This window comes from uncultured Lactobacillus sp. (assembly GCF_947367085.1).
Classification (GTDB): domain Bacteria; phylum Bacillota; class Bacilli; order Lactobacillales; family Lactobacillaceae; genus Lactobacillus.
The window spans coordinates 20,694-30,029 of sequence record NZ_CANBCP010000020.1 but is presented as its reverse complement, the minus strand read 5'-3'; the positions used below and the strand labels follow the sequence as shown (position 1 = coordinate 30,029).

General features: G+C 34.9%; 9 protein-coding genes. 4 read left to right on the top strand and 5 right to left on the bottom strand.

What is annotated here, in order from left to right; all coding sequences use genetic code 11:
• Positions 1-294 precede the first annotated feature (294 nt).
• The 3 genes from serS to Q0Y70_RS04980 form a co-directional block, all read right to left on the bottom strand.
• Entirely contained in the window at positions 295-1,605 is a 1,311-nt protein-coding gene (gene serS / locus Q0Y70_RS04990; protein ID WP_297817594.1) for a serine--tRNA ligase, read from the bottom strand.
• A 211-nt stretch (positions 1,606-1,816) separates the two neighbouring features.
• Positions 1,817-2,371, bottom strand: coding sequence for a GNAT family N-acetyltransferase (locus Q0Y70_RS04985; protein WP_297817591.1), 555 nt, complete (start codon positions 2,369-2,371; stop codon positions 1,817-1,819).
• On the bottom strand, positions 2,371-2,970 hold the full coding sequence (locus Q0Y70_RS04980) for a TVP38/TMEM64 family protein (RefSeq protein ID WP_297817588.1): 600 nt from the start codon (positions 2,968-2,970) through the stop codon (positions 2,371-2,373). The genes Q0Y70_RS04985 and Q0Y70_RS04980 overlap by 1 nt, the downstream gene beginning before the upstream one ends.
• A 173-nt stretch (positions 2,971-3,143) precedes the next feature.
• On the opposite strand from Q0Y70_RS04980, the gene Q0Y70_RS04975 reads away from it, so the two are divergent.
• The 3 genes from Q0Y70_RS04975 to Q0Y70_RS04965 all read left to right on the top strand — a co-directional run bounded on the left by Q0Y70_RS04975 (position 3,144) and on the right by Q0Y70_RS04965 (position 6,257).
• On the top strand, positions 3,144-3,935 hold the full coding sequence (locus Q0Y70_RS04975) for an alpha/beta hydrolase (RefSeq protein ID WP_297817585.1): 792 nt from the start codon (positions 3,144-3,146) through the stop codon (positions 3,933-3,935).
• Positions 3,932-4,777: a helix-turn-helix domain-containing protein gene (locus Q0Y70_RS04970; protein ID WP_297817582.1), complete on the top strand. Its 846-nt coding sequence runs from the start codon at positions 3,932-3,934 to the stop codon at positions 4,775-4,777. Before Q0Y70_RS04975 ends, Q0Y70_RS04970 begins: the two co-directional genes overlap by 4 nt.
• Before the next feature lie 103 nt (positions 4,778-4,880).
• A complete protein-coding gene (locus Q0Y70_RS04965) occupies positions 4,881-6,257 on the top strand; it encodes an NAD-dependent succinate-semialdehyde dehydrogenase (RefSeq protein WP_297817579.1) in 1,377 nt (458 codons plus the stop codon).
• Between the two features lie 57 nt (positions 6,258-6,314).
• Here the strand turns inward: Q0Y70_RS04965 and Q0Y70_RS04960 are convergent, their stop codons facing one another.
• The gene (locus Q0Y70_RS04960) at positions 6,315-7,325 is read right to left on the bottom strand and encodes a zinc ribbon domain-containing protein (RefSeq protein ID WP_297817576.1); all 1,011 of its coding nucleotides are present in this window, start codon (positions 7,323-7,325) and stop codon (positions 6,315-6,317) included.
• Between the two features lie 96 nt (positions 7,326-7,421).
• Between Q0Y70_RS04960 and Q0Y70_RS04955 the strand changes: the two genes are divergently transcribed.
• A complete protein-coding gene (locus Q0Y70_RS04955) occupies positions 7,422-8,099 on the top strand; it encodes a hypothetical protein (RefSeq protein ID WP_297817573.1) in 678 nt (225 codons plus the stop codon).
• Positions 8,100-8,210: 111 nt separating this feature from the next.
• Here the strand turns inward: Q0Y70_RS04955 and Q0Y70_RS04950 are convergent, their stop codons facing one another.
• On the bottom strand, positions 8,211-8,900 hold the full coding sequence (locus tag Q0Y70_RS04950) for a TVP38/TMEM64 family protein (protein ID WP_297817570.1): 690 nt from the start codon (positions 8,898-8,900) through the stop codon (positions 8,211-8,213).
• Positions 8,901-9,336: the final 436 nt, after the last annotated feature.

Genomic DNA, 9,336 nt, shown 5'->3' with positions numbered 1-9,336 from the left:
TTTATAAATATATCATCTTGTGTTTGACTTGTCAACTTATTTTTTCATCTTTTTTCGTTTTGATGTTCTTTTTCGTTACTAATCTCAAACACAGCTAATAATTATACACAGGTTAGACTTACTTGTCAATAACTTTTTCCTGCTTTTTTATTAGTTATCCACATCTTTCAGAGGACCTTTTATATATTACTCTCTTTTTCTGAAAATGCAATACTTTTTTGTATCTTTTTTTCACTTTTTTTATTTTTTTACAATATAAAAAAAGCTCTCCTTTTTCAGAGAGCTCTTAAATGATTATTCACCAAGCTTTGGTTGCTTTTCAATAACTTTCATACCATGCATATATGGTTGCAATGCTTCCGGTACTCTAACGGTTCCGTCTTCATTTTGGTAGTTTTCCAAAATTGCAGCTACAGTTCTTCCCACAGCAAGACCTGAACCATTTAAAGTATGAGCTAAATGTAACTTACCATTTTCATCACGATAACGAATTTGACTACGACGAGCTTGGAAGTCAGTACAGTTTGAACAACTTGAAATTTCACGGTATTTATCTTGAGCAGGCATCCAAACTTCAAGATCGTAAGTCTTGGCACTAGTAAAACTTGCATCCCCGGTTGATAATGCAACAACGTGATATGGCAAACCTAACTTTTGAAGTAAATGTTCAGCATTGTGAGTTAAGTTTTCTAATTCATCCCATGAGCTGTCTTCATCAACAACCTTGACCATTTCAACTTTTCTGAATTCGTGCATTCTAATTAAACCACGAGTATCACGACCGGCTGAACCTGCTTCACTTCTAAATGCAGGTGAAAATGCAGTAACGTTAACTGGCAATTGCTTACTATCTAAGATCTTGCCACGGAAATAGTTTACTAATGGAACTTCAGCAGTTGGGATCAAAGTTAAATCACGAGGCTTATCTGGATCATCGTTATCCACGATAGTATAAACATCTTCGGTAAACTTAGGGAATTGACCGGTTCCTTGCATCGATGCGTCATTTACCAAGTAAGGTGGAATAATTTCAGTGTAGCCTGCTTTCATGTTTTCATCTAAGAAAAAGTTAGAAACAGCACGTTCAAGCATAGCACCAGCACCTTTGTAGTAAACAAAACGTGCACCAGATACTTTAGCAGCAGTATCCCAGTCTAAAATGTTTAAATCAGTACCGATATCCCAGTGAGCTTTTGGCTTAAAGTCAAATTTAGTAGGTTCGTTCCATTTACGTACTTCTTGATTGTAGCTTTCATCAGGCCCAATTGGATCAGAATCAGCTGGAAAGTTTGGTAAACGAAGTAAAATATAATTTTGCTTTTGACTTAACTCTTCTACTTCTTTATCTAAATCCTTAATTTCTTTACCTACTTCACGCATTGCTGCGATTGCGTCACTTGCGTCTTCTTTATTACGCTTAGCTTGAGCAATTTGATCAGAAACTTCATTACGTTTTTGCTTTAATTGTTCACTCTTAGTTAAAGCTTCACGTCTTTTAGAGTCAATTTCGACCAATTCATCTAATTCTTCAGGCTTGATGCCTCGAGTAGCTAACTTCTTTTTTGACCAGTCAAGGTTTTCACGAATTACCTTAATATCTAACATAAAAATTCCTCTCTAAAAACAAAAAAAGAGTCCACTCATCCCTTAATGGGACGAATCGACTCTCACGGTTCGCGGTACCACCCAAATTTGGTTAATATACCACACTTTAAAAGCGATAACGGTGCAAACCGTGTAGCATTGCCTACCCACTTATGAAATCTGGAAATGACATCCACCTACTCGCACCAACCGTAGGCTCTCTGAAGTTGTCTTAGGATTTCGTGTTTACATGCATTGTATCATACCAATCCTGTGGTGTTAACAAAAAATATTTTTCTTGAAAATTTGTTCCAAGCGCTAATTGATTGTAGTCCGTTGTATAAACATATCTAAAGCCCAAGAGATGCAGCAAATGCTGCGAGCGCTCATTACTTGGAAAAGTTCCAGCCCAAATTTGATTTTGATCTAGTTTTTTAAAGGCATAATCAATAACTAATTTTAAAGCATCAAACATGATACCTTGATGCCAATATTTTTTATCTAATAAAAAACCAAGATCTTTCGTCTTAAGTAAACCGCTAGCGCTATCCAATCCGCGTTCATATAGCTCGACTAGTCCAACCATTTGATCATTTTCTTTTAAAACAATTGCATAACTATAAGCACGCTCGCCATATCGCACAGCAGTTTCGTAAGCTTGTTTTAAAGTGGCAATCCGTTCAAATCCTGCCGTTTCATGATAAAGCGCATCTTGGCCCCACCGATACAAATTTGGAGCATCTTGCTTTTTTATTGGACGTAAATACATACGATCATTTTCTAGCATTATTTACCCATTAACCTCATCAACCATTTTGCTCCATAAACCAAGCCTAAACTATAAGCCGCAATCGTCCAAGGCTTACCTAGTAAAATTATCAATAAATATGTAGAAAATTTCATTTCGGTCAACCCCGCAATCATACATAAAACATCATCCGGAGCTGCGGGAGCGACAATACACAAGGCAAAAAACCAATTAAATTTCTTTTGATTTTTTGTCCACTTCATGTACTTTTCATAGGTCTGCTCTGAGATAAGGTGCAAAATAAACGGCCTTCCATAGTAGCGAGACAAGAAAAATAGGATAACCGAGCCGATACAAATACCTACATAGTTATAGATAAATCCCCATAATGGGCCAAAAAATATTACACCACCAAGAAGCGATACTCCACCTGGAATAATTGGAATAACAACCTGAATAATTTGAATTAAAACAAAAATTATCGGTCCAATAATCTGCTTATCAGCTAAATAGGCCTTCATTTTTGCTTGATCTGTAAAAATACCTAATTTGTACCAATAAATAGATAGCAAAATAATAATCACAGTACAAACAATAGTTAAAATATTGATTAATCGGCGACTAGTTTTTGTTGACATATCTACTCCTCCTGGCTTTAGTAAATCTAATAATACCAGAAAAGTCAGTTTAGATGCGTGTTTTTAATCATTCTTATTAATATCGAAAAATTTTTTGAAGGAATAAAATATCACTTAATTTATTAATTTATTCTATAATACAGATAGTATGTTAAATAACAATGGAGGTTGTCATGGTAGTTATAAAAAAAGACATCGTTTTCGATAAAAAAAATAACTTAAAAACTGATATTTACTTTCCTAATGATACCGACTCTAAAACCAAGATCTTGATCTTCTGGCACGGTGGCGGCTGGTTCCATGGAAGCAAAGATGATGTGAAAGATTACGGCATCCGCTTTGCTAACGCAGGCTTTATGACCTTAATTCCTGATTATCGTCTTGCTCCTGAATATACTTTTCCAGCAGCTCACGATGACAGTAAGACCTTTGTTAACTGGCTACTTGATTCACAATATACTGATCAAGACGATCTTAAAAATATCGTCCAAATCGGTGCAAGTGTAGGCGGAACGTTGGCTTTATACATTGCAGGACAATATGGTTTTCCAACAGTAACTTGGTCTGCTCCTGTAGATTTTTCAAAATGGATGCAAGATCACAAAGATACAAAACCTTCCAAAGATGCTGCAACTGACTTCGGCCTAACCGATCCGGTAGCCATTAAAGAGTCATTTTATAAGTTCTTTACTGAAACTTATGCAGGACAAGCCGCTAACTTAATTAAGATGGATGCGACCAGCTATGATTATCAAAAATTAAGTCATTTATTTATGATAAATTCAGCTAAAGAACTTAATCCATTAAAGAGCGTTCTTAACTTTGTTGACTTTTTAGCTAATGACAATCACGAAGTGCAGCTTCTCGTCATTAAAGGAACCGGCCATGCGATGGCTTATGCTAAAGATTATGTTGATGAATCTTTAGATTATTTATATCAAACTATTAAAGGTGCTAAAGAATGATAAATATCGAAAAATTTATTAGAATCCGTAAAAAACTTGGCCTTTCTCAAAGTGATCTTTGTGATGGAATCTGTACCCAATCTACTTTAAGTAAATTTGAAAATAACGGTCGCATTCCCTCAGTGAAGATTTTGAATAGTCTATGCGCACGGATGGATATCAATCTTTCCGATATTATGTTAACTAGCCAAAATAATGACGTTGCTGAGAAATTATTTGAGGCTGAATTTGCTACTATTCAGTACGACTTTCCTAAAGTTGCGAGAATTTTAAGCAAAATTTCACCCAATCAGTTATTGCGTCAAAAAGACGTTTACCATTATTACTATTTACGAGGCTTAATTGCTTTAGAACTAGATCATGATGAAACAGATGCTTTATATTACTTCAATTCTATTTTGAATTCTGAAAAAATCAAAACTACAAGTATCTATTACCTGCTTGCTTTAAAAGGTTGCAGTCAAGTCTATGAATTACAAAATGATTCAGAAAAAGCTGATCATTACTATCAAGACTTGATTAAGCGTATCAAAGATATCGAAATGAACGATCGAACTTCAACATTACAACTGCTGTCGATTCTATGTCAAGCAGGCGAATTTTATGGTCGCGAGCAAAAATTTGAACTCTCAGATAACTTACTAAATTACGGTTATCAGATTTGCTGTGATGAACATGTTATCTACTTCATTGCTCGAATTCTTTTCAGACTTGCTCTCAATAATAAAGCCCAAAATAAAGATCCAAAAATGACTGAGCAATATCTACAAGATACGGCTGCCTTTGCTCGTTTAAACAAAAATAGGGTTTTACTTGATCAAATCAAAAAAATTGAAGATTAAAATAGCTTTGAAATAATGCTAAAAATTTTAGCATTATTTTTTTGTCTTTTTAAGTAAGCGCTTTATAATAGAAACTATACAAATACAAAAAAGGAGCTTTCATATGTCAAAATACGAATCAATCAACCCTTATACTAACGAATTGATCAAATCTTATGACAATGCAACTGATGCAGAAATCGAAAATGCGCTAACAGCAGGTCATAAATTATACTTAACTTGGCGTAAGCAACAGCCAAAAGACCGTAGCAAAATCTTAAGTGCAATTGCCGATAATTTTAAGAAAAATCGTGAAGCTATGGCCAAGATGATGACTGATGAAATGGGCAAATTATACAGCGAATCGCTTGAGGAAGTAGATCTTTGTGTAAATATTTGCCAATATTATGCAGATCACGGTCCCCAAATGCTTGAACCTACCACACTTAAAACTGATTTAGGCAATGCATATTATCTCAAGCAAGCAACTGGAATTATTATGGCATGTGAGCCGTGGAATTTCCCACTTTATCAAGTAATCCGGGTTTTTGCTCCTAACTTTATTGTTGGTAACCCTATTATTTTAAAACATGCCCACAATGTTCCAGGTTCAGCTGAACTTACTGAAAAAATAATCAGACAAGCCGGAGCTCCAGAAGCTAGCCTAACCAACCTCTTCTTAAGCTATGACCAAATCGATCAAGTAATCAGCGATATGCGTGTACAAGGAGTTGCCTTAACAGGATCTGAACGTGGTGGAGCCAGTGTAGCTCAAGCTGCTGGTAAAAATATCAAGAAATCAACAATGGAATTAGGTGGAAATGATCCATTCATCATCTTAGATGACGCTGACACTCATACTTTGCGCAAGGTCTTAAGTGATGCCAGAACTTACAACTGCGGTCAAGTATGTACTTCTTCTAAGCGAATCATTGTTGTCGAATCTCGCTATCAAGAAGTCCTTCATGAATTACAAAACGTCTTTGCCAACCTTAAGCCCGGCAATCCAATGGATAAAAACACTACGCTTGCCCCAATGAATTCCCAAAAAGCTGCAGATAAACTACAAGCTCAAGTTGAAAAGGGATTAGAAAATGGCTCCAAGATGTTTTATCAATTCCCCGAAATTAAATCTAATGGTGCATTCTTCAGACCAGTTATTTTGACTGACATCAGTCATGATAATCCAATTTATAATGAAGAATTATTTGGACCAGTAGCTGAAGTTTACAAGGTAAAAGATGAACAAGCCGCAATTGAATTAGCTAACGATTCAAGCTTTGGCTTAGGCTCAAGCATTATTACTAGTGATATTAAACGCGGTCAAGAATTAGCAGCTCAGATTGAAACTGGCATGACCGTAATTAACGGTCGCTGGATCACAGCTCCAGAATTGCCATTTGGTGGTGTTAAAAAATCAGGTTATGGACGTGAGTTGAGTGAATTAGGCTTGATGGCATTTGTCAACGAACACTTAGTTATTGATGTAAGTCAAAATTAATTATTTTAATCTACAAAAATAAGGAACATCAAAGTTAATTGATATCCCTTATTTCTTTTATCTATTTTTTAAGCTTTTGCCTGCGATAATCGTCGTTAAAATACTTGAAATCAATAATAAATATGCTGAAACGCCAAATGAAATCGCATTGGCCATCATCTTTTGGATTTTAGCATTACTAGTAACGTTAGTGGCGCTAATTCCAACAACTGAACCAGCATTCATAAAAATTAATTCAAAAGCTGCTATTAACAATAAGATCGTTTCAATTAGTGAAAGAATAAAAACAATCTTGCGGTTATGAGTTTTATTTCTAATTGTTAAAACTATAATTGCAATCGGAATCAATACTAAAGCAAGCCACAGACCATACCCAATCAATATGTACTTGCCACCTAAGCCTCCAAGACTTAGCAACATTTTAGAAATCGAAAGAGATTGAAAACCTTGCATTGAACTTGAAGAAAATGGTCCATAAAAGACAACCACCAAACTTAAAGCTGCCATTAATACAACACCTAATTGAGTTGCGCTTCTTTTTTCTTTAATTGTGTGATCAATTTCTTGGCTGATAGGCTGTTTACCTTCTTTAATCCGACGTTGAGCTACTTTTTGTTGAGTATTTTCAAATGAATTTAAGACATCTGAACCTACTTTATTTACATGTTCAGTTAAACGTTTATCCGCGGTATATTGCTCAGTGTTGGGATGACGATCGCAAACTACAAAGAGCCAAACCATTAAGGCAAAAAACGTAAACCAACCTAAAGGGCGCGAAAAACTCATTAAAATCAGTAATCCAATGCCAACCAAAAAGACAATCGTAGAATTTACGTTTATCCACTGAATCATTGCAGCTACTGTACCATTTTGCTTTTTAGGAGCGGTATTTTCTTGAAATCTCTGACTTCTGCGACTAGTAGAAGCAAGTTCTTGAGCATCAGATACATTTTCTGATTCAGGAGTAATAGTACTATAATCACTTCTAAATTTTTTTAAATCAAAGTTGCAATGTGGGCAGACTTCATCTTCTGGTCTGACATCTGCACCACAATTTGGACATTTCATATAAAAATTCCCCTCATTTGCTTTCAATTCTTTTAAATAAATTATAGCATTGATAATAGTTGGTTTTTGTTTAGACTATGGAAAAAAGGATAACTTATGAAATTCTCAAAATTATTGTTAAATTCTACACTTCTTACCCTAACTTTACTCACAGTTGGCTGTCAAAATAATAAACAAACCTCAAAAAATAATGCTGCAACTTCTTCTAGCAAGCAAGTAAAACCTAAGCGTTCAGACGATGATTTGCAATCAAAGAAGAATAAATTTATTTTTTCTGGAACATTAAGCAAAAAAGATAAAGAAGAATTGGCCAAGATGAATATTGCTGCTTGTGGGGATTCAGTCATGGAAGGCTGCAAAGACGATTATCAAAAGATGTTTCCAAAAATTCAAATTGATGCCGGAGTATCACGTCAAGCAAGCAGTTTACTACCTGAATTAGCTGGTAAAAATCTACCTGACACTATCATTATTGGATTAGGAACTAACGGACCTTTCAGCCAACAAGAATACGATCAAATCATGAAAACCCTGGGCAAGCGCCAAGTTTATTGGATTAACACAAATGTCTATAAGGACTGGCGCCAAGATGTGAATATTATGCTTTTGCACGGAAGTCAAAAATATAAAAACGCTCATGTCATCAATTGGTACCAATACTGCAGAAGCCACGACGACTGGTTCTGGGATGGAATCCATCCAAATATTGAAGGACGACAAAAGATGGTCGACTTTGTGGGACGCAATTTAATCGCCGATGAGAAATTTAAATAGTATTTGAACAAGTATGTCAGGCGCATACTTGTTCTTTTTATGTATATAACACGCATACATAAATATATACAAAACAAAAACCTTCTCTTTTTCATTAGAGAAGGTTTTGTTTTAATCAACATTTTTTGCGCTATGATGCTTCATGGCAGCTTTGACAAGTAAAACTGATATCAGCAATAAAACAACTATTAGAATCAAAATCGTAATCAATTTCTTCGTATCGCCTGCAAAAATAGCATCCCCACCAAATGCATAAATAAATGAAGTCGGAAACATCCCGATAACTACCATAACAAGATATCGATTCTTAGGTACATGCAAGCGTACTGCCGTATAGTTGACCAAGACACTCGGGATAAATGGGATCATAAAGCCCATTGTCATTGCAACTCCGGGATGCTTTTGCCTCATCAGAAAATTCAGAATCTTATTTTTCTTAAACTTATGAGAAAAATCAACCTTATCAATTAAACCAGCAACAATACAGTTGCCCAAAATATTCCCAAACCAGTTAATAACAAAACCAAGCCAAGGTCCGTAACACATACCTGCTAACACACAAAAAACCGAGTTAGAAAAACCTGGAATAGCATTTAAGACAGCGATCAACCCCAGTAAAAATAAGCTATCACGAATATCATGCTGACGAATTAAACGCATTAGATCTGTTTTAGTATGGCTATTGGGATGAAGTAGTAAATTAATCTCAGGACGATAATCCCGATATAAGAAATAAATTAAGAAAATTGCAATTGCTATCCCAACTGCAATTATGATATTTTTACGTAATCTTTTAGACATATGTTTTCTTTCATCAATAATACTTACACACTCTATTTTACATGATTTTCTGTTCAAACAAAAAAAGAGTCTGCAAGAAAAGCTTTTTAAACCGTTGCAGTGTGAAAAGCTCCCAGAGAAAATAATATTACTACAGAGCATATAACTATTAATTCAAAGTATCCAACAGAAATTGAGTTTATAAATAGCCAACTCCTAATAATTAGTGACAATCTAACCTCAGGCTATATAAAATATCATTATTAAAACAATGCCATCCATCCCTAAAATGTTCGAAAGTCTAATCTTTTTATTTATCATTACAGATATAGTTCTCCAAAACCTGCCGTATAGAATAAAAAGTGCTTTTCTTTGAACTTAAGATTTTCTTAAGCTACGATAAGTACGAAGTGCACTTTAAGTAATTGTATTTAAAAGAGTTTTTTCATAAATACGA